The organism is Streptomyces sp. NPDC127038 (assembly GCF_042725875.1).
GTDB lineage: Bacteria > Actinomycetota > Actinomycetes > Streptomycetales > Streptomycetaceae > Streptomyces.
In genome coordinates, this window is the sequence record NZ_JBHXDQ010000004.1 from 200,198 (window position 1) to 223,850 (window position 23,653).

The 23,653-nt window shown below is 72.6% G+C and carries 19 protein-coding genes; 8 read left to right on the top strand and 11 right to left on the bottom strand.

Translation table 11 applies throughout. The features are described 5' to 3' along the window. Positions 1-86 precede the first annotated feature (86 nt). The gene (locus ACFWI4_RS04950) at positions 87-551 is read left to right on the top strand and encodes a universal stress protein (RefSeq protein WP_387191065.1); all 465 of its coding nucleotides are present in this window, start codon (positions 87-89) and stop codon (positions 549-551) included. Between the two features lie 30 nt (positions 552-581). Here the strand turns inward: ACFWI4_RS04950 and ACFWI4_RS04955 are convergent, their stop codons facing one another. Then, complete coding sequence (locus ACFWI4_RS04955) at positions 582-1,736, bottom strand: CapA family protein (RefSeq protein WP_387191067.1); 1,155 nt, start codon at positions 1,734-1,736, stop codon at positions 582-584. Between the two features lie 274 nt (positions 1,737-2,010). Between ACFWI4_RS04955 and ACFWI4_RS04960 the strand changes: the two genes are divergently transcribed. From ACFWI4_RS04960 to ACFWI4_RS04970, 3 genes are all read left to right on the top strand, one after another. Then, positions 2,011-2,559, top strand: coding sequence for a sigma-70 family RNA polymerase sigma factor (locus tag ACFWI4_RS04960; protein WP_387191069.1), 549 nt, complete (start codon positions 2,011-2,013; stop codon positions 2,557-2,559). A gap of 135 nt (positions 2,560-2,694) precedes the next feature. Next, positions 2,695-3,210 carry a hypothetical protein gene (locus tag ACFWI4_RS04965; protein WP_385403350.1) on the top strand — a complete coding sequence of 172 codons (516 nt, stop codon included), beginning with the start codon at positions 2,695-2,697 and terminating at the stop codon, positions 3,208-3,210. Positions 3,211-3,430: 220 nt separating this feature from the next. Next, positions 3,431-4,114: a zf-HC2 domain-containing protein gene (locus ACFWI4_RS04970; RefSeq protein ID WP_387191071.1), complete on the top strand. Its 684-nt coding sequence runs from the start codon at positions 3,431-3,433 to the stop codon at positions 4,112-4,114. Between the two features lie 88 nt (positions 4,115-4,202). On the opposite strand, the gene ACFWI4_RS04975 is transcribed toward ACFWI4_RS04970, so the two are convergent. The 3 genes from ACFWI4_RS04975 to ACFWI4_RS04985 form a co-directional block, all read right to left on the bottom strand. Continuing rightward, positions 4,203-5,063, bottom strand: coding sequence for an Fpg/Nei family DNA glycosylase (locus ACFWI4_RS04975; protein WP_387191073.1), 861 nt, complete (start codon positions 5,061-5,063; stop codon positions 4,203-4,205). Positions 5,064-5,162: 99 nt separating this feature from the next. Continuing rightward, complete coding sequence (locus tag ACFWI4_RS04980) at positions 5,163-7,238, bottom strand: SpoIIE family protein phosphatase (RefSeq protein ID WP_387191075.1); 2,076 nt, start codon at positions 7,236-7,238, stop codon at positions 5,163-5,165. Between the two features lie 77 nt (positions 7,239-7,315). Continuing rightward, positions 7,316-8,689: a DUF6777 domain-containing protein gene (locus ACFWI4_RS04985; protein ID WP_387191077.1), complete on the bottom strand. Its 1,374-nt coding sequence runs from the start codon at positions 8,687-8,689 to the stop codon at positions 7,316-7,318. Positions 8,690-8,768: 79 nt separating this feature from the next. Between ACFWI4_RS04985 and ACFWI4_RS04990 the strand changes: the two genes are divergently transcribed. Continuing rightward, complete coding sequence (locus ACFWI4_RS04990) at positions 8,769-10,202, top strand: lipase maturation factor family protein (RefSeq protein WP_387191079.1); 1,434 nt, start codon at positions 8,769-8,771, stop codon at positions 10,200-10,202. Between the two features lie 21 nt (positions 10,203-10,223). Here ACFWI4_RS04990 and ACFWI4_RS04995 read toward each other — a convergent pair whose 3' ends face one another. Continuing rightward, entirely contained in the window at positions 10,224-11,270 is a 1,047-nt protein-coding gene (locus tag ACFWI4_RS04995; RefSeq protein ID WP_387191081.1) for an aldo/keto reductase, read from the bottom strand. Positions 11,271-11,517: 247 nt separating this feature from the next. On the opposite strand from ACFWI4_RS04995, the gene ACFWI4_RS05000 reads away from it, so the two are divergent. After that, positions 11,518-12,858 (top strand): amidase, encoded by a 1,341-nt coding sequence (locus tag ACFWI4_RS05000; protein WP_387191083.1) that lies wholly within the window; start codon positions 11,518-11,520, stop codon positions 12,856-12,858. 164 nt (positions 12,859-13,022) lie between these two features. Here the strand turns inward: ACFWI4_RS05000 and ACFWI4_RS05005 are convergent, their stop codons facing one another. Next, a complete protein-coding gene (locus tag ACFWI4_RS05005; RefSeq protein WP_385403331.1) occupies positions 13,023-13,196 on the bottom strand; it encodes a hypothetical protein in 174 nt (57 codons plus the stop codon). Between the two features lie 527 nt (positions 13,197-13,723). On the opposite strand from ACFWI4_RS05005, the gene ACFWI4_RS05010 reads away from it, so the two are divergent. Together ACFWI4_RS05010 and ACFWI4_RS05015 are read left to right on the top strand one after the other, a co-directional pair. Continuing rightward, a complete protein-coding gene (locus tag ACFWI4_RS05010) occupies positions 13,724-14,320 on the top strand; it encodes an HD domain-containing protein (RefSeq protein WP_387191085.1) in 597 nt (198 codons plus the stop codon). 52 nt (positions 14,321-14,372) lie between these two features. Next, positions 14,373-15,194, top strand: coding sequence for an SDR family oxidoreductase (locus ACFWI4_RS05015; protein ID WP_387191087.1), 822 nt, complete (start codon positions 14,373-14,375; stop codon positions 15,192-15,194). Between the two features lie 73 nt (positions 15,195-15,267). On the opposite strand, the gene ACFWI4_RS05020 is transcribed toward ACFWI4_RS05015, so the two are convergent. The 5 genes from ACFWI4_RS05020 to glgA form a co-directional block, all read right to left on the bottom strand. Then, the gene (locus tag ACFWI4_RS05020; RefSeq protein ID WP_387191089.1) at positions 15,268-16,782 is read right to left on the bottom strand and encodes an SDR family NAD(P)-dependent oxidoreductase; all 1,515 of its coding nucleotides are present in this window, start codon (positions 16,780-16,782) and stop codon (positions 15,268-15,270) included. Positions 16,783-16,882: 100 nt separating this feature from the next. Further along, entirely contained in the window at positions 16,883-18,211 is a 1,329-nt protein-coding gene (locus ACFWI4_RS05025; protein WP_387191091.1) for a wax ester/triacylglycerol synthase family O-acyltransferase, read from the bottom strand. 157 nt (positions 18,212-18,368) lie between these two features. Further along, positions 18,369-20,699, bottom strand: coding sequence for a GH92 family glycosyl hydrolase (locus ACFWI4_RS05030; RefSeq protein ID WP_387191093.1), 2,331 nt, complete (start codon positions 20,697-20,699; stop codon positions 18,369-18,371). Between the two features lie 329 nt (positions 20,700-21,028). Then, complete coding sequence (gene glgC, locus ACFWI4_RS05035) at positions 21,029-22,258, bottom strand: glucose-1-phosphate adenylyltransferase (RefSeq protein WP_385403315.1); 1,230 nt, start codon at positions 22,256-22,258, stop codon at positions 21,029-21,031. Positions 22,259-22,411: 153 nt separating this feature from the next. Next, entirely contained in the window at positions 22,412-23,563 is a 1,152-nt protein-coding gene (gene glgA, locus ACFWI4_RS05040; RefSeq protein ID WP_387191096.1) for a glycogen synthase, read from the bottom strand. Positions 23,564-23,653: the final 90 nt, after the last annotated feature.

Consider the following 23,653-nt stretch of genomic DNA (forward strand, 5'->3'; position numbering starts at 1 on the left):
AAGAGCGGCGGTGGCGCGCCCGTCGAGCGGATCTCCGCCGCTCCCCCGCGGCCGGGCGACCTGCGGGTTCCGATAGCCTCGCAGCCGTGACGGAAGAGCAGCACGCGCATCGGTTCGAACGCGGGACGGACGGTCCCAAGGTCATCGTCGTCGGGGTGGACGGCTCCGAGTCCTCACTGCGTGCCGCGGCCTACGCCGGCGGTCTGGCGCGGCGCCAGCGCGCGCTGCTGGCGGTGGTCTACGTCCAGCCGGTGATGGCGGCGGGGGCCGCGCTCGGGGTGCCGGTCGCGGAGACGACCGACGAGATCGCCGAGGATCTGATCCAGTACATCCGTGACGCCGCCGAGCGGGTGAAGGACATATTCGATGTCCGCTGGGAGTTCCACACCTTCCGCGGTGACCCCTACAACGGTCTGGTCACCGCCGCGGACGAACTGAAGGCGGACGCGGTGGTGGTCGGGGCCTCCGAGCAGGCCGGGCACCGGATCGTCGGATCGGTGGCGATCCGCCTGGTGAAGGCGGGCCGCTGGCCCGTCACCGTCGTGCCGTAGCCACGCGTCGGGGGCGGCCCCGTTCGCCCGTCACCGGGTCATGGCCAGTCCGGCGCGGCCCGCTCCCCTGCCGAGGACGACGTCGCGGATCCGGTCGCGCACGGCGCCGACGGCGGCGCCCTGCTCCAGCGCCGCGTTCAGGTCGACGACCCGGCCCGCGTCGAGGTCGAAGGCCAGCGGGATGAACTCGGCCTTCGTCACCTCCCACCGCCGCGACGGCCGCGCGGGCGGGGAGAAGGTGAAGCGGCCGAGGGTGCCCTGGTCCCCGCGCGGGTCCTGGACGCCCTGGTCGTCGTACATCTCCCCGGCGATCTGGTCGCCGGTGCCGTAGACGACCCAGGTGCCGTTGACCTTCTCGTACGCCTGCGGGACGTGGGAGCGGGTCCCGACGATCAGGTCGATGTCGGGGCGCCCGCCGGTGCGGGAGGCGGTCAGCCGCCTGGCCAGGCTCAGCTGGTTCCGGTCCGGCTGGTCCTGCCATTCGGTGCCCCAGTCGAGGGAGACGACGACCACGTCGGCGCCGGCCGCGCGAGCGGCCCGGGCGTCCGCGACGATCCTGTCGGGGTCGGCACCGGCGACCGTCCAGGACTGGCCGGGCGGGAGCGGGAGGCCGCCGGTGCCGTCGGTGTACGCGAGGTGGGCGACGCGGGCGCTGCCGGCCCGGAGCAGGGTGACCGCGCTCGACTCCTGTGCGCTGCGGGCCGATCCGGTGTGCCGCACTCCGGCGCGGTCCAGCGCGTCCAGGGTGCGCCTGACGCCGTCGGCGCCGTCGTCCAGGGCATGGCCGGACGCGGTGGAGCAGGAGTCGTAGCCGGTGCCGGCGAGGCCGTCGGCCACCTGGGGCGGGGACTTGAAGACGTAGGTTCCGGCCCGGTCGTCGCCCGGGTCGTACACGGTCCGCAGGTGACAGAGCGCCAGATCGGCGCCGGAGACGGCGGGGCGGACGGCCGCGAGCATGGGCCGGAAGTCGTATCCGGCGCCTCCCGCGTCGGAGCCCGCCCGCTCCAGGACCGAGCTGTCCGGCAGGATGTCGCCGCCGGCGACGAGGGTGAAGCCTCGGGCGGCGGCGGGGCCGGCCTGTCCTTCGCGGTGCCGCACGGTCGAGTGGTGGGTCTGGGTGACCAACGCGGCCCCGATGACGGCGGCCGCGAGGGCCAGTTGGATCTGTCGCGCACGTGTGATCATGCCAGGCCCCATGCGGTCGCATTTAATTACTAATAGAACGAATCCACAGGTACGGACCGACGGCAGTCAAGGAGACACCCTCGCGGCTCACCCGTACGGCGTGCACGGACGGGATGACGGGGGGGGAACGGTCGTACGAACCCCGTGTCCCGGAACGCGGCGCTCCCCCTCCGCCGACCGTTCGGCGCACCGTTCACCGAGCGCTTCGACCGCCCGGCGCACGACCCTGTCCCCGGCCTGTCCGCGCGGAGTCCGGGGCGCTGACATACACGCCATGACGGCCGGAACCACCACCATCACCCCCAGGACGACCGCCGAGCACGAGCTCGCCGCGCTGCAACGCGAGCACGGCCGCCCCCTCTTCGCCCTGCTGCTGCGCCTGTGCGACGGCGACCGCCAGCGCGCCGAGGACCTGGTGCAGGAGACCTTCGTACGGGCCTGGCAGCACCCCGAGGCCCTGCGCGCCGACGCCTTCGACTCCGTACGGCCCTGGCTGCTCACCGTGGGGCGGCGGCTCGCCATCGACGCGCGGCGCGCCCGGCAGGCACGGCCCCCCGAGGTCCCCGACGCGGTCCTCGACCACGCACGCGTCTGCGCCGATCACGCCGAACGGTCGGCGGCGACGCTGGATGTGCGGGAGGCTGTGAAGACACTCACTCCCGAACACCGTGAAGTCCTGGTGCTGGTGTACTTCCAGGGGGCGAGTGTGGCCGAGGCCGCCGCCACCCTGGGGATTCCACCGGGTACGGTGAAGTCCCGCGCGTACTACGCGCTGCGCGCCCTGCGCCGGGTACTTCCCGGATACGCGGCCGACCTGCGCTGAAACCGACGCCTTGGTCAAACCTTCGTAAAGCGCCTTGCTGAGGACCATGGTTGAGCAATCAGCTTGCCTCATCCGTTTTCCGGACTGGGGCCCGGGGTCGGGCGACGCGCACGCACCGGAGGAAGGCAGGAAGGGATGCTGCACAGAGGGCAAGAGAGCACGGACGGCACCGGCGGGGGCGAACTCACCGTCCCCATGGCCTGGTTGTACGCCGAGTACATCGCCGACGAACTGCTGCGGACGGGCGACCTGATGCCGCCCACCTCCTTCGAGTTCCGCGCCGGGCGCGACGCCCTCGCGCTGACCATCTTCCTGTCCGACAGCGGCGGCGAACTCTCCGGGATCCGGGTCATCACCCAGCTGGAGACCTGGCTCTCGCTGACGGCGTACGACCAGCCCTGGCACACGTGGGTGCGCGAACGGCTGGAACTGTGCGCGGCCGAGGCGACCGGACGTGCCGCGCCCGATCCCGATCTGCGGCTCGCGTCGGCCGCCTGGCGCTGGCTGGAGGAGACGGAACTGCTCGCTCCGGACCTGGACGCGGTCCCCGGCGGCGGCTCCGTGCCCGGCGAGGACGACGGCCCCAAGGTGTGGACGGCGGCCTGGCGGCTGGGACTTCCGCTCGGGCATCTGGCCATCCACCTCTTCTGACGGGCGCCGCGACCTGGCCGGAAACGCTCCCGGCGGCGGCCACGGCCGCGCCGGGAACAGAATTCCCGGGCTCGCACCAATCCGCGAGCGCGCCCGCTCCGAATGTCCTGTCCCCGATTCCTGACGAGTCTTGAGTGATTCGACGGTCTGATGCGTACCCGTGGGCAACAGCAACACCACTCACAGTCCGCATCAACGCCACGAGGATTCGGTATCCGGTATGAGGTCCCTTGAACGGCATGGCGACGTCGGCGCCTATGCGCTCGGCGTGCTCGGCGAGGCGGAAGCCTTCCGCTTCGAGGACCACCTCGTGGAATGCGCTCAGTGCACGGCGTTCGTCAGCGAGTACCGGCCCGCCACACGGCAGTTGATGCTGTACCGGCAGTCGACACCGCGCAGCGTGCACCCCTTCGCCGCCCCCGGGCCGCGACTGCTCGACCGGCTGCTCGGCGAGGTCAGCACCCGCAACCGGGCCGGGCGCCGGCGCTTCCTGTTCGCCCTGGCCGCCTCGGTGGTGCTCACCGCGGGCGGGTCCGCGATCGCCCTCTCCGCCGCCGGCCACGACTCGCCTTCGGGCACGGTCGCCGCGGCCGACCCCCCGTCGAGCCAGATGGCCAGGACCGACGCGGAGACCGGCGTCTGGGCCCAGGTGACGACCCGGGAACGGCTGTCGGGCAGCGAGATCGAGGTCGCGGTCAAGGACCTCAAGGGTCCACGCTCCTGCGAGCTGATCGCCATCGGCAAGGACGGCTCGGAGCAGTCGGTGACCAGCTGGATGGAACCCGCGCACCACGAGGACACCCTCACCATGCAGGGCGGCTCGTCGATGCGACCCGAAGAGATCCGCCGGTTCGAGGTGCGCACGGCGGACGGCGAGCACCTCGTGACGCTCAACTCGCCCTGATTCCGGCCCGCTTCACCGTCCGGAAGCCGTACAGGCCCGTCCGGCGGGCCCGTCGGGTCCGCGTGCCGGGTCCGCGTGCCGGGTCCGCCTACTTGAGCAGCCGGGACATCCTCCGGTCCGCCAGCGGCTTCCCGCCCGTCTGGCAGGTGGGGCAGTACTGCAACGAGGAATCGCTGAAGGAGACTTCACGGATGGTGTCGCCGCACACCGGGCACGCCTCCCCCGTCCTCCCGTGCACCCGCAGACCGGTCTTCTTCTCCGCCTTCAGCCGTCCGGCGGCCAGCCCGTGGGAGCGCTCCACCGCCTCGGTGAGCGTGCCGCGCAGCGCCTCGTACAGCCGCCGGGTCTCCTCGGGGGTCAGCGAGGAGGCGATCTTGAAGGGGGACATCCTGGCGGCGTGCAGGATCTCGTCGCTGTAGGCGTTGCCCACGCCCGCGATCAGGCCCTGGTCGCGGAGCGCGCCCTTGAGCCGGCGCCGCTCGCCCTGGAGCAGTCCGGCGAACCGCGGCTCGTCGAAGTCGTCGGCGAGCGGGTCGGGACCGAGCCGGGCCACACCCGGAACGAGCTCCGGGTCCTCGACGACGTACACGGCGAGCCGTTTCTGGGTGCCAGCCTCCGTGAGGTCGAAGCCCTCGCCGGTCTCCAGCGCGACACGCAGCGCGAGCGGCCCCTTGCCCGGCCGGGGCATGCCGTCGGGGAGCGTGTCCCTCCAGTGCAGCCAGCCCGCCCGGGCCAGATGGGTCACGAGGTGCGGGCCGTCCGTCGCGAGGTCGAGGAACTTGCCGAACCGGCGGACGGCCGTGACCTCGCGCCCCTCCAGGGCCGAGACGGGAGGGTCGTACGTCTTCAGGACACTGACGGCGACGGGCAGCACGCGCACGATCCGGCGGCCGACGAGACGACCGGCCAGGAATTCCTTGAGCGCTTCGACCTCGGGCAGTTCCGGCATGTCTCCAGGGTGCCATCCGGCACCGGACGCCACCCGGGACCGGCTCGGCACCGGACGGCACGGAACGACACGACACGGCACCGGCACCGGCACCCGGGTTCAGTTCCGTTCGCCGACCATGAACTCGCACCACACGACCTTGCCGCCGCCGCGCGCCTCGACGCCCCAGACGTCGGTGAGCCGGTCGACGAGCAGCAGCCCCCGGCCCGAGACGCCGGACTCGCCCGCCTCGCGGCGGCGCGGCAGCGCGCTGGAGGAGTCCTCGACCTCGACCCGCAGTCTGCGGTCGGATCCGGCCAGGACGCGCAGGGTGACGATCGCCGATCCCTCGGTGTGCATCAGGGCGTTGGTGATCAGCTCGTCGGCGACCAGCTCGATCTCGTCGGCCCGGTCACGGGCTCCCCACGCCCGGACGGCGGCCCGGATCATGTGCCGGGCCTCGCTGAGCGCCTCCGGGTCGCCGGGGGCCACGTGCTGCTGGAGGCGTCCGCCCGAGCGCTGGTCGATCAGGCCGTGGCGGCGCAGGAGCAGCAGGGCCACGTCGTCGTCGCCGCCGCGGGCCTCGGCCATGTCGATGAGGACGTCGGCGAGGTCGCTCACGTCGTCCGGGCCGACGCGGATGCGTTCCCTGAGCGTGTGCATGCCCTCGTCGAGGTCCACGCCGGGCTCCTCGACGAGCCCGTCGGTGCACAGCAGCAGCGTCTCGCCGGGGTCGAGTTCGACGGTGGCGACCGGGTATTCGAGGCGTCCGAACTCGGCGGACAGCCCGAGCGGCAGACCGCCTTCGACGGGCAGCCGCCGGCAGGTCCGGTCGGTGTACCGCACGAGCGGGTCGATGTGTCCGGCCCGGACCAGCTGGGTCACCCCGGTGGACAGGTCGATCTCCGCGTACAGGCAGGTCGCGAAGCGGTCGGTGTCGAGTTCGTGGAGGAAGACGGAGGCGCGGGCCATCACGGTGGCCGGGGTGTGCCCCTCGGCCGCGTAGGCGCGCAGCACGATGCGCAGCTGGCCCATCACGGCCGCCGCGTGGGTGTCGTGGCCCTGGACGTCGCCGATCACGGCGCCGACGCGGCCGCCGGGCAGCGGGATCAGGTCGTACCAGTCGCCGCCGATGTCGCGGCCGAGCGAGGCGGAGCGGTAGCGGACGGCGATGTCGGCTCCGCTCACGCTGGGGATGGAGCGCGGGAGCATCGCCTGCTGGAGGCCCTGGGCGAGGTCCTTCTCCTGCTCGAAGAACATGGCCCGCTGAAGGCTCTGGGCGATGCTGCTGCCGAGCGCGACGAGGACGTTGCGCTCGTCCTCCGAGAAGCCGTGCCGGTCGTTGTAGAGCAGGCCGATCGCGCCGATGGGGCGGGCCTGCACGATGAGCGGCAGATACGCCGCCGAGGTGATCTTCAGCCCGGTGATGTTGGGCCACAGCAGGGGGTACGACTCGGCGAACTCCTCGGGCGACTCGATGAAGTGCGGTGCGAGGGTCCGTACGACCTCGTTCATCGGGTACTGGGCGTCCAGGCGCGTGACCCGGGTGCCGGGGACGTAGCTGGCCTCGGGGCCGGTGGCGACCATGCGGATGCGGCCGGCCTCCACCAGGCCCATGACGAGGCTGGCCGCCCCGAGGTGGGTGAGGCCGTGGGTGTCCTGGAGCACGTCGATGACGTCCTGGACGGTGACGGCGTGGGCCAGGGCGGCCGTGGTCAGCTGGACGACGCTGGTCTGCTGGCGCCGTACCTCGTGCCGGGCGGCCTGTTCACGGCGCGCCACGCTCTCGTCGAGCTCCGCGGTGGCGTCGCGCACGATGCCGATGATGCGGCGGGGTCTGCCGTTCTCGTCGCGGCGGATGTAGCCCTGGGTGTGGGTCCAGCGCAGGACGCCGTCGCGGCGGCGGATGCGGAAGTAGGCGCCGTAGTTCTCGCTGCCGTCCTTCAGGGCGTGGGAGACCATCGTGTCGAGCCGGCGCGACTCGGCCGGCGGGACCCGCATGGACAGGGTCGACGGGCGCCCGTCGTACTCGTCCGGGCGCACGTCGAAGACCTCGTGGGCCTGGGCGTCCATCTGCATCAGACCGGTGTCCAGGTCCCAGTCGAAGCTGCCCATGCGGTTGAGCGCCAGGATCGGATCCGGGTGGGCGGGCCAGTCGTCCGGGAGTGACAGGGCGCTCGCTCCCCGATCAACCATGGGGCCACCATGCCAGCATTTGCCCGATTGTTCGACTTCTGGGAAGCCCGCTTCCGGGCCCCGGACGGGCGGGCGTTTCACGTCCCGGGGGGATCGGCGGAGACGTCGAAGACGCTGTCGGGTCCGGTCGGGTCGTCCGGGATCAGCCCGCCGTCGGGAGCGTCGGGGCTGTCCGGGGCGGCGTCCTCGGTCGGCGTGCCCGGCTCGTCGGAGGGGACCCCCGGGTCCGGGGAGCCGGACCGGCCGGGGTCGGCCGGGTCGCCGGGCGGGACCGTGGTGCCGCCCGAGGGAGCCGGGCCGGTCCCGGGTCCGGTCTTCGGCGACGCCGTGACGGTGGCCTCGGGGCAGTGCGAGGGCTCGGCGCTCGGGCGGGCGGGGCGGGCCGGTGCGGCCACGTCCATGGCGGCCCCGTCCGTCGGCGCGGCCGTGGGCGCGGTGCCGGGCCCCGCGCTCTCCCCGGGGGTGCCCTCGCCGTCGCCCGGCGTCGGGGTCACGGTCCGCGTCGGGGACGGGGTCACCGTCGCGGTCGGCGTGAGGCAGTCGGAGGCGGACGGGGACGGACTCCGGCCGCCCGGCGTGGCGTCGGCGGAGGGCCGCTCGGAGGGAGCCGGGCCGGGTGGCTCGGGGCTCGCTCCCCGGGGCGGCGGCACGGTGTGGTCGTGGCGGTGGCCCTCGTACCCGACCGGCCGCTCGATCCAGGTGCTGTCGCCGACGTCGACGATCGTGATGTCGCTGATGACGTCGGGCGCCGGGGTCACGATGACGACCTCGGCGGGCCGGTATCCGCTCCAGGGCCTGCCCCGGGTGTCCGGGTTCCCGTCGATGACCGTGGGCCGGCCCAGCGGGTTGCCGCAGGCGCAGCGGACCCGGGGGACGCCCCGGTCGTCGACGAGGACGGCCGTACCGGCCTGGAGCACGGCCTGGAAGCCGGTCGCCTGTCCGGCGGCGAATCCGTGGTCCGTGACCCCGGTGTCGGCGCGCAGGACGACCGGGGTCAGCTGGCGCAGATAGTCCGGGACGGACGCCGGGGCGATGCCGGAGAGTTCGGCGAAGACGCGGGCCCTGGCCCGGTCGGCGGCGAGGTAGCGGATCTGCCTGCCGACGTCGCAGCTGCCGTTGTTGAGGGTGCCGCCGTACAGGCCCGGCGTGCCGCCCGAGACGGAGCGGACCCCCTCGCTGCCGGTGGCCGAGGGTTGCGGCGTTCGGGTGACGGGCGGCCGGGTCGCGGGGGTGGTGTCGGTGGGTCCCGTGAAGGGGTCGGGCCCCCGGTCGGCGAGGGGCTGAAGGAGCACCTCGCCGCCGGTGGATCCGTTGGGCGCCGTGCCCCCGCCACCGCCGTCACAGCCCGCGACGACGAGGAGCGCGGCCGCGAGCGCGCAGGCCGCGGAAAAGGTCCTGGTGGGTATGTGCACCACGTCTCTCCCGTTCGTGCCGGGCAGTTGGTGCCTCATTCTCTGCGTCACCCTCTTGGCGCACGCAAGCGGAAACCGGTCACCCAGCGTCACAATGGTGGGGAGAGGAGCCCGTGCCATGGAGTGGTTCGTCGCACCCGGCTACTGGATGGGCCGGCTGGTCTTCCAGCGGGGTCTCGCCGTGCTGTATCTGGTCGCGTTCCTGGGCGCGGCCCTCCAGTTCCGTGCGCTGACCGGGGAGCGCGGGATGCTGCCCGTGCCCCGCTTCGTGCAGCGGGTCAGGTTCCGGGAGGCGCCGAGCGTGTTCCACTGGCACTACTCGGACCGGTTCTTCGCCGCCTGGTGCTGGACGGGCTGCGCGGTGTCGGCGGCGCTGGCCGGCGGGCTGGACGGGCTGCTGCCGCTGTGGGGCGCCATGCTGCTGTGGCTCGTGCCGTGGGCGCTGTACCTGTCGGTCGTCAACGTCGGCCAGACCTGGTACGCGTTCGGCTGGGAGTCGCTGCTCCTGGAGGTGGGCTTCCTCGCGGTGTTCCTCGGCAACGACGAGGTGGCGCCACCGGTCGTCGTGCTGTTCCTGCTGCGCTGGGTGCTGTTCCGGGTGGAGTTCGGGGCGGGGCTGATCAAGATGCGGGGCGACGCCTGCTGGCGGAAGCTGACCTGCCTCTACTACCACCACGAGACCCAGCCGATGCCGGGCCCCCTCAGCTGGTTCTTCCACCGTCTGCCCGGGCCCCTGCACCGCGTCGAGGCCGCCGCGAACCACTTCACCCAACTCGTGCTTCCCGTGCTGCTGTTCACCCCGCGGCCGATCGCGACGGCCGCCGCCTCGCTGATGATCCTGACCCAGCTGTGGCTGGTGCTGTCGGGCAACTTCGCCTGGCTGAACTGGACGACGATCGTGCTCGCCCTGAGCGTGACCGAACTCCCCGGCACCGCGCCGCGGACCTCGCCCGCGCCGCTCTGGTACGAGGTGGTCGTGCTGGTGGTGGCCGCGGGGCTGCTGGCGCTCGGCTACCGTCCGGCGCGCAACCTGGTCTCACGGCGGCAGATCATGAACCGCTCCTTCGACCCGCTGCGTCTGGTCAACACCTATGGGGCGTTCGGCAGCGTCAGCAGGATGCGCCACGAGGTGGTCGTCGAGGGCACGGCGGAGGAGGTGCCGCGCGAGGACGCCGACTGGCGGGAGTACGAGTTCCGGGGCAAGCCCGGTGATCCACGGCACTGGCCGCGCCAGTTCGCTCCGTACCATCTGCGGCTCGACTGGCTGATGTGGTTCGTGGCGCTCTCCCCCGGATACGCCGGCACCTGGTTCTCCGGCCTCGTGGAACGGCTGCTGGAGAACGACCGGGACACGCTGCGGCTGCTGCGCCGCTGCCCGTTCCCCGCCGACGCGCCGCCCCGCTACGTCCGCGCCCGTCTCTTCCGCTACCGGTACACGACCTGGAGCGAGCTGCGCGAGACGGGCGCGTGCTGGCACCGGACCTATGTGCGCGACTTCCTCCCGCCGACCCGGCTGGAGGGCGCGGCCCGGCAAAGGGCTCCGCGCCGGTGACGGGCTCCGCGCCCGTGACGGTCAGGCGGGGACGGGGGCCGCGGCGGGGAGCAGTCCCTCCGCGCGCAGTTCCCGCCAGAAGTCCGGGGGAACCGGCTCGGCGAACCGCTCGGCGCAGTCGCGGACCTCGGCGGCCGAGCGGGCCCCGGCCAGCACGCTGACGACGGCCGGATGCGCGGCCGGGAAGGCCAGGGCGGCGGCCCGCAGGCTGGTGCCGTGACGGTCCGCGATCTCCTTCAGACGCAGGGCGCGGTCCAGCAGACCGCCCGGCGCCACGGCGTAGTCGTACGTCGCCCCGGGCCTCGGGTCGGCCAGCAGACCGGAGTTGAAGGCGCCGCCGACGACGACCGCGACGCCCCGGTCCCGGGCGGCGGGCAGCAGACCGGTGAGGGCGCCCTGGTCCAGGAGGGTGTAGCGGCCCGCGCACAGCACCACGTCGACATCGGTCTCGCGGACGAACCTGGTCAGCATCGGTGCCTGGTTCATGCCCACGCCGACGGCGCCGACCACTCCCTGCGAGCGCAGCTCCGCCAGCGCGGGAAAGCCCTCGCGGAACGCCTGTTCGGCGTGGTCGTCGGGGTCGTGGAGGTAGACGACGTCCACGTGGTCGAGGCCGAGCCGCTCCAGGCTGGCGTCCAGGCTCCGTCGTACGCCGTCGGCGCTGAAGTCCCAGACGCGGCGGTGCGTGGCGGGAACCGCGAACCCGTCGGCGAGGTCGTCGCCGCCGGTGTCCACGGGCTCCAGGACACGGCCCACCTTGGTCGACACGGTGTACCGCTCCCGGGGCAGCCCGCGCAGGGCCGCGCCCAGGCGTCTTTCGGAGAGGCCGAGGCCGTAGTGCGGGGCGGTGTCGAAGTAGCGGATGCCGCTGGTCCAGGCGGCGGCGACCGCCTCGTACGCCTGCTCCTCGGTGACCTCCGTGTACAGGTTGCCGATGCCGGCGGCGCCGAAGGACAGCGCGCTGACGGGGACGCCACGGGCACCGAGGACTCGCTCGCGGCCGCCGGTCCCGGAAGCCTCCCCGGTCACCGGCTCCCCGAGGCCGTGGCGTTCCTGAGCGTCCGTCATACGGGTTCTCCTTCGGGTCGGCGAGGTCGGCACCGGCGTCGGAGCGGGCGTCCGAGTCGGCGTCGTCCCGAGGATCTCTCCCCCGCCGGCCCGCGTACAGCGTCGTGCACTCCTTGATCCGCTTTCCGGCACGTCCGACGGGTGCACTCCGAAGGTCCCGGGTCGTGGACTCTCGACGTGACGCCCCGGCTGCGGGCAGAGTGCTCCCCGTAACTACTCGCCAGTACGACACGAGTGAGGAGTGCCCGTGACCACCTGGGCCGGCCGGACCGCCACCGAGATCGCCGCAGCCGTACGCGAGAAGAAGGTCACCCCCCGCGAGGTGGTGGCCGAGCACCTCGCGCGGATCGAACGCCTCGACGGGCGCGTCGGCGCCTTCCGCACGGTCCGCGCCGAAGCCGCCCTCGCGGAGGCCGACGAGGTGGCCGGCCGGGACCTCGGCCGGCTCCCCCTCGCGGGGGTGCCGGTGGCGGTGAAGGACAACCTCGCGGTACGCGGCGAGTCGACCCGCAACGGTTCGGCCGCGACCCCGGACACGCCCGCCGCCGCGGACCACGTCACCGTGGCCCGGCTGCGCGCGGCGGGCGCCGTCGTGGTGGGCCTGACGAACGTGCCCGAACTCTGCGTCTTCGGCACCACGGAGGGCGTGTACGGCAGCGCGCGCAACCCCTGGGACCTGTCCCGTACGGCGGGCGGCTCCTCGGGCGGCAGCGCGGCCGCGGTCGCGGCCGGGATGGTGCCGATCGCGCTCGGCAACGACGGCATGGGCTCCCTGCGCATCCCCGCCGCCAACTGCGGTCTGGTCACGCTGAAGCCGGGCCACGGGGTGATCCCCGCCGGGATCGGTCACGGCGACTGGTTCGGCATGTCGGAGAACGGGCCGCTGGCCACGACCGTCGAGGACGCCCGGCTGATGTACGCCCTCCTCGCGGACGTCGAGCCGGCACCGCCCGCGGAGCCCGCCACCCACAGGATCGCCGTCTCGGTCCGCAGCCCGCTGGCCGGAATCCGCGTCACCCGGCCGTATACGGACGCGGCCCGCGAGGCGGCCGCGCTGCTGGCCGAGGCCGGCCACCGGGTACGGACCGCGAACCCGCCCTATCCGCTGTGGCTGAGCACGACCTCGCTCGCGCACTGGACGGCGGGCACGGCGGTCGACGCAGAGGACCTCGACCCGCGCGGGCTGGCCCGGCGCACCCGGGTGCACGCGGCCATCGGGCGCCGCTTCGTCACCGGTGTGCGCAAGGGGGACCGCCGCGAGCAGCTGCGCGGACGGCTGGCGGCGTTCTTCGCGGAGTACGACGTGCTGCTCACCCCGGCGCTGGCCCGGCGGGCCCCCGCCTCCGTCGACTGGCACGAGCGGGGCTGGCTGCGCAATGTGCTGGCCAACACCAACTACTCCCCGATGACCCCGCCGTGGAACCTCACCGGCTGGCCCGCGATGTCGGTGCCGTTCGGACGGCTGCCGGGCGGCGCGCCCCGTGCCGTGCAGCTCGTCGGCCTGCCCGGCTCCGAGGAGGCCCTCCTCGACGTGGCCGGGCAACTGGAAGTGCTCCACCCGTGGCGGCGTACGGCGCCGCTGGACTGAGCGTCACCTCCGGCCGGAGGGCGTGTCCGGCCGGGGCCGGCCGCGGGGCCGGGCCACACACGCCGAAGCCGCGGCCGGTCGTCGGCCGCGGCTTCCCCTGTTCGGCTCGGGCGCGGGTCCGGCACTCGCGTGCCGTCGCCGGTTCCGCCGGGTCCCGGCGTCGGTCAGTCGACGCTGGGCAGGATGTGGGGCTCGGCGAGGTCGTCCTCGTAGCCCGCGAGGCGGATCGGAGCGGACCTGGCCCACACGTCCAGGCTTCCGAGCTTGGTGTCGGACCCACCCCGGCGCTCCATGCGTTCCTTGGGGCCGTGGTCTCGATTCGTCTTCTCTGGTGTCACCGCGCACTCCTTATGTGTCGGGTCACCCTCGGGACGTTAGGGCCCGGTGCTCTCGGGTCGCCTGACGCCCGCTCGGGTCTGAGTCGAAGCAGTTAGGGACGCGGTGGCGCCGGTAACTCGTGTGAGAGCAGGCCGTGGTGACCGGCTTGTCCCGGGACGGACGTGGGTGTGGGTGGACCCCAGTAAGTCTGTCCGTCGGGCTACAGCCTAACCAAATGAGCGGCCCCCTGCTCTATGGGGCTGAAAACGTGAGGTTACTGTCACACGTCATCCAGAACCCACCGGGCCGCGATCTGCGGTGATTTGAAACATGATGCCCCGTTCACGACCACCCATTCGGCTCAATATCGCCCCTGGGCGGGGGCGTCGCGGCCGGTCGCGGGCGGGACTGCGCCACCATCGGCCGACGGCCGTCGGTGCGTCCGGCTCCGAAGCCGCCACGCAGTTCAGGTCCCGTTGGCCGGTTCGCAAGGAGTCCATGCTCTGCTGTCGCACGGCAACGGCTTTTCTCGCGGGAGGACTGGCGCATGGAGCTGCGCAGCGTCGGGGAGCTGATGGATCTGCTGCACGCCTGCCGGGGCGTCCGGGACACCCCGGAGCTCAGCCGCTCCCGGGTTCGCCCGAACGGGGGACCACCCGTCGGCGGCACGGTCGATCTGCACGACCACGCCCTCCAGACCGCCGCGCTGCTGCGCCGGGGCCATCCCAGCGACAAGGAGCTCCAGGTCGCGGGACTCGTGCACGACATCGGGCACCTGCTCAGGCCGGGCGACGACGCCGGGCACTCCGTCCACGCCGCCGACGCTGTCCGGCCGCTCCTCGGCGAGCGGGTCTCCGGCCTCGTCCGTCTGCACGTCACGGCGGAGCGCTACCTCGCGGCCACGTCGCCGGTCCACGGGCCTCCCCCGCTGGACGCGCCGGCCCCGGCCGCTCCCGGCGGTCCGCTGACCCCGCGCGAGGCGGCGGCGTTCGAGCACGACCCGCTGGCGGAGGACGCGGTGATCCTGCGGCAGGCGGACGACGCGGGCAGGGTCCCCGGTCTGTACGCCGGGGACATGGAGGACTGGCGCACCCTGCTGGAACTGGTGGCGGAACGTTCCGCGCGCCTGGGGGCCCCGGACTGACGGCCGTCGCCGGGGCCTGTCGGCTGACGGCCCGTCATGAGACGGTACGCGGATGACACCGTCGTACGGTCTGGAGGGCAGGGCCGCCGTCGTCACCGGCGCCTCGCGCGGCATCGGTCTCGCCGTCGCCGAGGCGCTCGCCGGAGCGGGGGTGCGGGTGTGCGTGAGCGCGCGCGATCCGGACGCGGTGCGGAGCGCCGCCGAACAGGTCGGCGGCATCGGCCTCGCGGGCTCCGTCGCCGACGGGGAACATCTGGCGGAGCTGACCGGGCTGGCGCTGCGCACGTTCGGGCGGCTGGACATCGTGGTCAACAACGCGGCCACCAACCAGCCCTACGGCCCGCTCATGGACGCCGACCCGGAGCACTGGCGCGAGGCGTTCGCCGTGAACGTCGAGGCGCCGCTGCGTCTGGTGCAGTGCGCCTGGCGGGCCTGGATGGGCGAGCACGGTGGGGCCGTGGTCAACGTGTGCACGGAAGGAGCCGAGCACGTCGGCCCGCGGGTCGGCGCGTACGGCACCAGCAAGGCCGCGCTGCTCCACCTGACCCGGCAGCTCGCCGGGGAGCTGGCCCCTGCGGTGCGGGTCAACTCGGTCTCCCCCGGCCTCGTCCGCACCGAGATGGCCCGCTTCGTGTGGGAGGACGCCGAGGAGGAACTGGGCGCCTCGCTCCCGCTGGGCCGGATCGGGCGGCCGGAGGACGTCGCCCGCGCCGTCGTCTGGCTGGCCTCCGACGCGGCCCGCTGGATCACCGGCGCGGATCTGCTGGTCGACGGCGGAACACGGGTGAGGCCGGCCTGGACGGGCGCCCCCGTCGCCGCCGTGCAGGAACGGCTGCGCCTGCGGACCCCTGACGTACAAAGGCCCGCAGGGTAGGTCGTGTCCGCAAAGTCGCGTCGTCCGCCCGGAGGGGCAGGCGAGACCTTGCGGACACGGCCTAGCGGCTCCGCTACCACTTGCCGGGCGCGTAGTCCTTCATGAAGACGCCGTACAGGTCCTCGCCCAGCTCGCCGCGGACGATCGGGTCGTACACGCGGGCCGCGCCGTCGACGAGGTCGAGCGGGGCGTGGAAGCCCTCGTCGGCCAGGCGCAGCTTGTCGTAGTGCGGGCGCTCGTCGGTGATCCAGCCGGTGTCGACGGAGGTCATCAGGATGCCGTCGGTCTGGAACATCTCCTGGGCGCTGGTGCGGGTCACCATGTTCATGGCGGCCTTGGCGGCGTTGGTGTTCGGGTGGCCCGCGCCCTTGTAGCCGCGGCCGAACACGCCCTCCATCGCGGAGACGTTGACGACGTACGCGCGTCCGTTGGCCGCGGTGCGGGCGGCCTCGGCCATCTGCGGCCGCAGCTTGCTGATCAGGATGAACGGCGCCGTGTAGTTGCACAGCTGGGTCTCGAGGAGCTCGACCGGGGAGATCTGCTCGATGGTCTGCACCCAGGTGTTGCTCTCGACGACGTCGGGGAGCAGGCCGCCCGCGTCGATGGCGGTGCCCTCGCGGTGGCGGACCACGCTGGCGTTGCCGGCGACCAGGGCGAGATCGGCGACCTTCTGCGCCTCCAGGCCGGAGACACCGACGGGCAGCGCCGTCAGTCCGTCGACCGCGCCGGAGTTGAAGGCGCCGATGACGTGCTGGGCGGGGAGTTCACCGGCCGGCAGCGGGGCGCTCTCGCTCTCGACGAGCGCGGCGTACGCGGAGGGCAGCCGGCGCACGGTCTGCGTGGCGTTGTTGATCAGGATGTCGAGCGGGCCCTGCTCGGCGACGCGGTCGGCCAGCGCCACGGCCTGGGCCGGGTCGCGCAGGTCGATGCCGACGACCTCCAGACGGTGGATCCAGTCCGCCGAGTCGTCCATGGCCTTGAAGCGGCGGATCGCGTCGTTCGGGAAGCGCGTGGTGATCGTGGTGTGCGCGCCGTCCCGCAGCAGCCGCAGCGCGATGTACATGCCGATCTTGGCGCGGCCGCCGGTGAGCAGCGCCCGCTTGCCCGTGAGGTCGGTGCGGGCGTCGCGGCGGGAGCGGTTCAGGGCGGCGCAGTCCTGGCAGAGCTGGTGGTAGAAGTAGTCGACCTCGACGTACCGCGTCTTGCAGGTGTAGCAGGAGCGCGGGCGCTGGAGTATGCCCGCGATCTTGCCCTCCTCCGTCACCGACGACGGCAGGATGCCCTCGGTCTCGTCGTCGATGCGCTGGGCGGAACCGGTCGCGGTGGACTCGGTCACCAGCTTGTCGTGGGCGGTCTTGGCGGCGCGGCGCTCCTGGCGGCGGCGCTGCTTCACGGTCCGGTAGACACCGGCGGTGGCGCGGCGCACGGCGATGGCGTCGGGGTGGTCGACGTCGATCTTCTCGAGTTCGTCGAGCACGCTGAGGCAGACCGCCAGCCGCTCCGGATCGATGCCGGGACCGAACGCGACGTCCGCCACATCTGTCGTGTCCACGGCGGGGTTCGCCCGGCCGTCCTCTGTCACCGTCATCGCTGCCGTTCCTCGGGTTGTGCGCCGCGTTCGAAACCGCGCTCGCTTTCGAAGGCGGAATTTTACGGACCAATCGCGCGCGGCACCAAACCCGTTGTGATCATGGCGTGCAGGCGGAGATCAGTACGCGCACCTCCTCGGCCAGGGAACGGGCCAGCAGATCGAGGTCGGGCACGGCCTCGGCGTCGGCCACCAGGCCGTAGTGGACCTTTCCCCGGTAGGTGGAGACGGCCACCGCGAGGGCCTGTCCGCGGGCCAGCGGGGCGAACGGGTAGACCTCGGTGAGCGGGCAGCCGCCGAGTTTCAGACCGAGGCTGGGCAGCGGGACGCTGGTGACGAGGATGTCGAACAGCAGCCGGGCGGCCTGGCCCACGACGGGCCCGCCGAGCCGGTGCCCGAGCGGCGGGACGTGGTCGGCGAGCAGCGCGACGGCACCGGCGCCCCGGTTGGGTCCGGCGTCCTTGTTGCGGTCCATCGCCGTCCGTACGGCACGCAGCCGGCCGAGCGGGTCCGGATCGTCGACGGGAAGCCGTATCAGATAGCCGGAGAGCCGGTTGCCCTGTGGCTGCGCGGTACGCGGCCGGCGCCGGGAGACGGGGATCAGGGCGCGCGGGGAGACGCCCTCGCTGCCGTCGCCGCGTTCGTCGAGCCAGCGGCGCAGGGCGCCCGCGACGACGGCGATCAGAACGTCGTTGACGGTGCCGCCGACGGTCTTGCGGACGGTGTGGACCTCGTCCAGGTCGATGACCACGCCCGCGGTGCGCCGAGTGCCGGTGGGCGCGGAGGTGAGGGCGGGCGAGGACTGGGCGCCGAGTGTGGCGCGGGCCACCGAGGTGCCGATGTCCAGGGCGCGGCCCACGTCGGAGAGGGTGCCGCGGACCAGGCCCGGCAGCTTGCGGACGTCCGGGAAGAGCCCCCGGGGCGGTTCCGCGGGGCGCGGCCGGGGTTCCGGCAGGTCCATCGGGTCCATGATGGCGGCGGCGAGCATCAGCGCCCTGAGGCCGTCGGCGAGGGCGTGGTGGAACTTGAAGAGCACCGCGAAGGACGTGCCGTCCTCGCCGGGCAGCACGTGCGCCTCCCACGGCGGCCGGCCGCGCTCCAGCGGGCGCTCCATGAGCCGTCCGGCCTCGGCGTGGAAGTCGGCGGTCGGCTTGTGCAGCAGGACGTGGTCAAGCGGCTCGAAGTCGGGTGCGGGCTCGCGGGCCGCGCTGCCGAAGGCGAGCGGCGCGGTGGGCTGCCACACGTCGCGGATGCGCATGCGCAGCCCGGGGACGGCGGCGGCGCGGGCCGCGAGCAGGTCCGCGGCGTGGGCGCCCGCGGCGGGCGAGTGCGCGGCGAAGACACCGAGGGCCCCGAGGTGCATCGGGTGCCGCTCGGACTCGATGTTCCAGAACGCCAGGTCGAGTGGTGCGAGGAGGTCGGAGATCAAGGGCTTGCTCTCGCGTCGACGACGGGTTGGACCTGAAGTCAAACCCGGACAGGTGATTACGGTCAAGTACGCTCAAGTTACGCACAGTTAACAGCGGATTAAGTCCCGCCCCTCGGAGGAGGGACGGGACGCGGCCCGCCCGGTCGCGGGCCGGATGTCACTTCAGGGCCGGGGGCGCCGCGGAGGCCTCCGTTCCCCATGCCGACGGCTCGGGACCGACGGTGAAGCGGAGCGACCGGACGCTCTTCAGTGTGCCGGTCGTCAGGTACGTACGGCCGTACGGCGAACCGTCGAGGCGGGCCGACCGGATGTAGCGGTCGGTGTCCGAGGTGCCCGGCGCCGTGACCGTGAGGGCGCCGCGCGGGTAGTAGCGCCGGTCGAGGGTGAGGTCGACCCGCTCGAAGACGGGCGTCGACAGGCCCCAGGTGTCGTAGCCGGGCTGCACCGGGAAGATCCCGATCGAGGACAGGACGTTCCAGGCGGACATCGTGCCGAGGTCGTCGTTGCCGGTCATCCCGGTCGGGGCGTCGGTGAACAGGGTCAGCGCCGCGTGCACGACGTCGGTCGTCTTCCACGGCTGTCCGGTGGACAGGTAGGTGTACGGGGCGATGAGGTCGGGCTCGTTCTGCGGGTTGTACTTGTCCGCGTTGTAGTACGCGTACGGGCCGTTGACCCAGACCTCTCGGGCGGTCTTGGCCGGGTCCTTCAGCAACTGCCCGTAGGCGAAGAAGGAGTCGAGCCGGTCGTTCGCTGCCTGCTTGCCGCCGATCATGCCGATCATGCCCGGCAGGTCCTGCGGCACCAGCCACTGGTACTGCCAGGCCGTGCCCTCGTGGAAGCCGACGCTCTGGGCCGGGTCCACCGGGCCGGTGAAGGCCCCGGAGCCGTCCCGGGCGCGGAAGAAGCCGGTCGAGGGGTCGTGGATCGCCCGGTAGTTCTGGGACCGGGCCAGATAGCGCGCCGCGTCCTTGTCGTGGCCCAGCTCGCGTGCCATCTCGCCGAGCACGGCGTCCGACAGGGCGTACTCCAGTGTCACGGAGGCACCGTGGTCGTAGTCCGAGTCACCGGACTTGGTGTGCGGGCGGCCGGGCAGGTAGGGCGCGAACCCGTTCGCGTCGTACTCCGTGGCGGCCTCGCGGCCCACCGCGGGCGAGCCGGCGGGCGGCACCCCGTCCGCGTTCTTCTTCAGCGCCCGGTACGCCTGTTCCTCGTACCCCTTGAGCAGGCCCTGCTGGAAGGCGTTGGTGAGGTACGGGGTGACCGGATCGCCGGTCATGATGTTCGTCTCGACCGTGCCGTAGCCCCACTTGGGCAGCCAGCCGCTCTCCTCGTCGATCTTGATGACGGAGATCGCCATGTCCCGCGCCTCGCGTGGCGCGAGCAGGGCGAGCAGCTGCGACTGGGTGCGGTAGGTGTCCCACAGCGACCAGTTCTGGTAGTACGTGAACCCCTTGGCCCGGTGGATCCGCTGGTCCCAGCCGGTGTAGCGGCCGTCGGCGTCACTGCCGACGTTGGGCGCGAGGAAGGATCGGTAGAGCGAGGAGTAGAAGGTGCGGCGCAGCGCGTCGGAGCCGCCCTGTGCGCGTACGTCGCCGAGCCGGTCCTCCCAGGCGCGGCGGGCGGCCTCGCGGACCGCGTCGAAGGAACGGCCGCCCTCGGCACGGAGGTTGACGGCCGCGCCGCGGGCGTCGACGTACGAGAGCGCGGTGGTCGCCTCGACCGTGCGGTCCTCGGTGGTGTCGAAGCGGACGAACGCCCCGGTGCGCCCGGTGGTGCCGGACGCCTCCCGGGCGCCGGTGACGGTGTCGCCGTTCCAGGTGCCCGCGGTGGTGAACGGCCGGGAGAAGCGGGTGATCGTGTACACCGTGTAGGGCTTGGTGGCCCGGCAGAAGCCACTGCCGGTGATCTCCGTGCGGACGGTCCGGTCGTCCAGGACCTCGACCTTCGTGGAGACCGTCTTGTGCAGCGACTGGCCGGCGTTCAGCAGCACGTTGGCCTTGTCGGTGGCCGGAAAGGTGTAGCGCTGCACGCCGGTTCGGGCCGTGGCGGTCAGCTCGGCCTCGATCCCGCTCTTCAGGTCCGCCCGGTAGTAGCCGGGGTGGGCCTCCTCGGTGTCGTGGCCGAACTCCTCCGCGTACTGCGCGTCGTCCGTCCGGGTGATGTCCCCCGTCGTGGGCAGGACGGGCAGGTCCCCGCCCAGGCCGCAGCCGACGCCGGAGAGATGGACGAGGGAGAAGCCGCGGACGTGGTTCTGGGAGTGGTCGTAGCCGGTGTTGTGGCCGGTGTCCGGCGAGAACTGGACCATGCCGAAGGGCACGGCGGCGCCGGGATAGGTGTTGCCCTCGTTCTGGGTGCCGATGAACGGGTTGACCAGATCGGTGAGTTGGCCGTCGCGCGGCTCGGCGGCCTGTGCGGTGGGCAGGGCGAACAGCGCGGACGCTGTCACCAGCCCCGCCGTGCACAGACGCAGGCGCCGGGTCCATCTCATGCGGGAGACCTCCGGTGGGTGATCGACATCGTTGTCCTCATGCATGGTCGGGGCGGGGGACCGGCTTTCCGGGCAACCGGAAGGGATCACGCGGACGCGTCGCGCGGATCACGCGGGCCGCGTCGCGTCCGGGCACGGCACGTACGGGACCGCCCCACGGGATGACATCGTTGTCAGACGTCAACGGCGATGTCGTCCCGGACCACCGGCAGGACAACACGCGTCACCGAGGCCTGTCCAGGGACATGACAAGCGCGGGCCGACAACGGCCTGGAGTCACCGTCCCCGACGGGCCGGATGTCCGGGACCGCTGTCCGCCCGCGGGGCCGTCAGGGGACGCGCTGGCCCTTGCCCAGGGCGATCACGCCGTCCTTGGAGACCGTGTAGAGGTCGGAGTCGCGCTCCGGGTTGACGCCGATCGTCGCGCCCGGCGGGACCTCGACGTTCTTGTCGAGCACCGCACCGCGCACCACCGCGCCCCGCCCGATCTTGACGTTGTCGTGCAGGATCGAACCCTGGACCACCGCTCCGGGGTCGACGACCACCCCCGGCGACAGCACCGACCGTGTCACCTGTCCGCGGATCAGGCACCCCGCGCTGATGATGGACTCGCTCGCGATGCCCCCGGCGTTGAACCGCGCCGGCGAGAGCTGCCCCGAGCTGGTGTAGACGGGCCAGCTGCGGTTGAACAGGTTGAACGCGGGGCGCTCGGCGATCAGGTCCATGTGGGCGTCGTAGTACGCGTCGAGGGTGCCCACGTCCCGCCAGTAGCCCTGGTCCCGCGTGGTCTCGCCCGGCACGTGGTTGTCGCTGAAGTCGTACAGCTGCGCCTCGCCGCGCTCGGTGAGCGCGGGCAGGATCGAACCGCCCATGTCGTGGACGGAGCCGTCGTCCTCGGCGTCCCGGTGCAGGGCGTCGATCAGTGCCTTGGTGGTGAAGATGTAGTTGCCCATCGAGGCGAAGACGCTCTCGGGGTCGTCCGCGAGCCCGGGCGGATCGGCGGGCTTCTCCAGGAAGCCCCGCACGCTCTGGCCGTCGGAGCCGGGGCTGATGACGCCGAAGGACGACGACTCGGTCCGCGGCACCCGTATTCCGGCCACCGTCACGCCCGCCCCGCTCTCGATGTGCTGGGCGAGCATCTGCCGGGGGTCCATCCGGTAGACGTGGTCGGCGCCGAACACCGCGACGTACTCGGGCTGTTCGTCGTGGACGAGGTTGAGCGACTGGAGGATCGCGTCCGCGCTGCCGAGGTACCAGCGGGGCCCGAGCCGCTGCTGGGCCGGAACCGGGGTCACGTAGTTGCCGAGCAGGCTGGACATCCGCCAGGTGGTGGTGATGTGCCGGTCCAGCGAGTGCGACTTGTACTGCGTGAGCACACAGATGCGCAGGATGTCCGCGTTGACGAGATTGGAGAGGACGAAGTCCACGAGGCGGTACGTGCCGCCGAAGGTCACCGCCGGTTTCGCCCGGTCCGCGGTGAGCGGCATCAGCCGCTTGCCCTCGCCTCCCGCCAGTACGATTCCCAGCACCGAAGGTCCACCGCGCCCACCACGCCGCATGCTGCCGCCCCTTCCACGCCCGGTCGGGCCGCGCCCGGCCACCCGGACCCGCCCCGCGTTCCGAAGTACATCTGCCCGAAGCGGGCCCGTCCCAAGTCGGCCGACCGGAATCGTCCTCGCCGAAGTCCCTCCGACGTCCGAGCGGTCGAACACTCACCCCGCTTTCAGGACTTCCTCGTACAGCCGGACCGTGCGCCTGGCCACCGCGTCCCAGCCGAACTCCCCTTCCGCGCGCCGCTGTCCGGCCTCACCCATGCGCCGGGCCGCCCCGGGGTCGGCGAGCACGGAGTCAAGCGCCGCCGCGAGCCCCGCCTCGAAGTCGTCGCCGAGCGGCACGAGAAGCCCCGTCTCGCCGTGCTCGACCACCTCGGGGATCCCGCCGACCCGCGAGGCCACCACCGCCGTCCCGCAGGCCATCGCCTCCAGATTGACGATGCCGAGCGGCTCGTACACCGAGGGGCAGACGAACACGGCCGCGTGCGTGAGGAGTTGGATCACCTCGGGCCGGGGCAGCATCTGCGGGATCCAGTGCACGCCGTCCCGTACCGCGCTCAACTCCTGGTACAGCTCGCGGAATTCACGGTCGATCTCCGGGGTGTCGGGTGCGCCCGCGCACAGCACCACCTGCGCGGCCGGGTCGATGTCCCGCACGGCGCGCAGCAGATGGGGCACTCCCTTCTGCCGGGTGATGCGGCCGACGAACAGGACGTACGGGCGCCCGGTGTCCAGGCCGATCCGCTCCAGGACGTCGGTGCCGTGATCGGGCCGGTAGAGGGAGGTGTCGATGCCGTTGTGCACGACGCGCACCCTGGCCGGGTCCAGGTCCGGGTAGCAGCCGAGGATGTCGTCGCGCATGGCGCCGGAGACGGCGATCACGGCGTCGGCGGCCTCGATGGCGGTGCGTTCGGCCCAGCTGGACAGCGCGTAGCCGCCGCCGAGCTGCTCCGCCTTCCAGGGGCGCAGCGGTTCGAGGGAATGGGCGGTCATCACGTGCGGGATGCCGTGCAGGAGCTTCCCGAAGTGTCCCGCGAGGTTGGCGTACCAGGTGTGGGAGTGGACGAGTTCGCGGCCTTCGAGCGCGGCGGCGATCGACAGGTCCACGGAGAAGGTGCGCAGGGCGTCGTTGGCTCCGTCGAGCGCGGGCCAGGGCCGGTGACGGACGACCCCGCCGGAGGCACCTTCGCCCCAGCAGTGCACGTCGAGATCGGTGAGGGCCCTCAACTCCCTGGCGAGGAACTCGACATGGACGCCCGCGCCGCCGTAGACGTCCGGCGGATACTCCCGGGTCAGCAGTCCCACGCGCACACAGAACCCCCGTCCTAGCCGGCTGGTGCCCCTCATGGTCACTCAGTTGAAGCCGATACGGAAGACCGCGCGGGGCACGCCTGTGCCGGG

What these genes read in the sequence shown, in the direction of transcription:
- ACFWI4_RS05030 (WP_387191093.1), bottom strand. Translation starts at nt 20,699, where the DNA reads ATGAGATGGACCCGGCGCCTGCGTCTGTGCACGGCGGGGCTGGTGACA.
- ACFWI4_RS04975 (WP_387191073.1), bottom strand. Translation starts at nt 5,063, where the DNA reads ATGCCGGAACTGCCCGAGGTCGAAGCGCTCAAGGAATTCCTGGCCGGT.
- ACFWI4_RS05020 (WP_387191089.1), bottom strand. Translation starts at nt 16,782, where the DNA reads ATGACGGTGACAGAGGACGGCCGGGCGAACCCCGCCGTGGACACGACA.
- ACFWI4_RS04955 (WP_387191067.1), bottom strand. Translation starts at nt 1,736, where the DNA reads ATGATCACACGTGCGCGACAGATCCAACTGGCCCTCGCGGCCGCCGTC.
- ACFWI4_RS04990 (WP_387191079.1), top strand. Translation starts at nt 8,769, where the DNA reads ATGGAGTGGTTCGTCGCACCCGGCTACTGGATGGGCCGGCTGGTCTTC.
- ACFWI4_RS04980 (WP_387191075.1), bottom strand. Translation starts at nt 7,238, where the DNA reads ATGGTTGATCGGGGAGCGAGCGCCCTGTCACTCCCGGACGACTGGCCC.
- glgC (WP_385403315.1), bottom strand. Translation starts at nt 22,258, where the DNA reads ATGCGGCGTGGTGGGCGCGGTGGACCTTCGGTGCTGGGAATCGTACTG.
- ACFWI4_RS04995 (WP_387191081.1), bottom strand. Translation starts at nt 11,270, where the DNA reads ATGACGGACGCTCAGGAACGCCACGGCCTCGGGGAGCCGGTGACCGGG.
- ACFWI4_RS04985 (WP_387191077.1), bottom strand. Translation starts at nt 8,689, where the DNA reads ATGAGGCACCAACTGCCCGGCACGAACGGGAGAGACGTGGTGCACATA.
- ACFWI4_RS05015 (WP_387191087.1), top strand. Translation starts at nt 14,373, where the DNA reads ATGACACCGTCGTACGGTCTGGAGGGCAGGGCCGCCGTCGTCACCGGC.
- ACFWI4_RS05010 (WP_387191085.1), top strand. Translation starts at nt 13,724, where the DNA reads ATGGAGCTGCGCAGCGTCGGGGAGCTGATGGATCTGCTGCACGCCTGC.
- ACFWI4_RS04965 (WP_385403350.1), top strand. Translation starts at nt 2,695, where the DNA reads ATGCTGCACAGAGGGCAAGAGAGCACGGACGGCACCGGCGGGGGCGAA.
- ACFWI4_RS04960 (WP_387191069.1), top strand. Translation starts at nt 2,011, where the DNA reads ATGACGGCCGGAACCACCACCATCACCCCCAGGACGACCGCCGAGCAC.
- ACFWI4_RS04970 (WP_387191071.1), top strand. Translation starts at nt 3,431, where the DNA reads ATGAGGTCCCTTGAACGGCATGGCGACGTCGGCGCCTATGCGCTCGGC.